This window comes from Streptomyces sp. BE303, assembly GCF_036290945.1.
Classification (GTDB): Bacteria; Actinomycetota; Actinomycetes; order Streptomycetales; family Streptomycetaceae; genus Kitasatospora.
In genome coordinates this window covers 1-815 of the sequence record NZ_JAQYWZ010000051.1, presented here as the reverse complement: position 1 = coordinate 815, position 815 = coordinate 1, and the positions used below count along the sequence as shown (strand labels likewise).

Below are 815 nucleotides of genomic sequence, written 5' to 3'. Positions count from 1 at the left end.
GGCTCGGCACTCGCCGTCCTGGCCGCCCCCGACTCCGACATCGGTCTCGTCGGATACGAGATGGCCCTGCTCGTCGACCGGGCCGGCGCCGTCCTCACCCCCGCACTCCGCGCAGAACTCCAGGGCAGTCTCCTGCACTGAGTGCACTGAGCGGGTACCCCACCCGTCCCACCTCCCCGCCGGGTCCGACCCGACCGGACCCGGCGTTCCACCCTCAGCTACCCTCAGGCAGCTGATTTCGCCTCAGCTGGCAACCACCCCAGCTGGAACCGGCTGCCCCAGGCTGCAGCACAAGGAGGACCCATGACCCCGCCTTCGACACCCGCCGGCTCGTACGGCAGCGGGTACGGCAGCGGCTACGGCGGGCAGTCCGACGGCTACGAGCAGCAGCCGCTGGTCCGCCCGTACGCGATGACCGGAGGCCGCACCCGGCCCCGGTACCAGCTCGCGATCGAGGCGCTGATCTCGACGACGGGCTCCGCCGAGCGCACCGGCGGCCTGCTGCCCGAGCACGCCCGGATCGTGAACCTCTGCCGTGAGGTCAAGTCCATCGCGGAGATCTCCGCACTGGCCGGCGTCCCGCTCGGTGTCGCCCGCATCCTCGTCGCCGACCTGGCCGAGGCCGGCCTCGTCGCCATCCACCAGCCCGCCGCCGCGGGCGAGTCGGGCGGAACGCCCGACGTCACGCTGCTCGAAAGGGTCCTCAGTGGACTTCGCAAGCTCTAACGCGGCCGCCCCCACCCGCGCCACCACCTCCGCGAAGATCGTCGTCGCCGGCGGCTTCGGTGTCGGCAAGACCACGCTCGTCGGCGCCG

At 72.5% G+C, this 815-nt stretch carries 1 protein-coding gene and 2 pseudogenes; all 3 read left to right on the top strand.

The window, feature by feature from the left end:
* Positions 1-141 (top strand): annotated as a pseudogene (locus tag PUR56_RS00180) (roadblock/LC7 domain-containing protein); the annotation flags it as partial.
* A 162-nt stretch (positions 142-303) separates the two neighbouring features.
* A complete protein-coding gene (locus PUR56_RS00175; protein ID WP_329881598.1) occupies positions 304-726 on the top strand; it encodes a DUF742 domain-containing protein in 423 nt (140 codons plus the stop codon).
* Positions 707-815, top strand: a pseudogene (locus PUR56_RS00170) (ATP-binding protein); the annotation flags it as partial. The gene PUR56_RS00175 and the pseudogene PUR56_RS00170, both read left to right, overlap by 20 nt.

Coding starts and splice junctions, on each gene's coding strand:
- PUR56_RS00175 (WP_329881598.1), top strand. CDS start 304: ATGACCCCGCCTTCGACACCCGCCGGCTCGTACGGCAGCGGGTACGGC.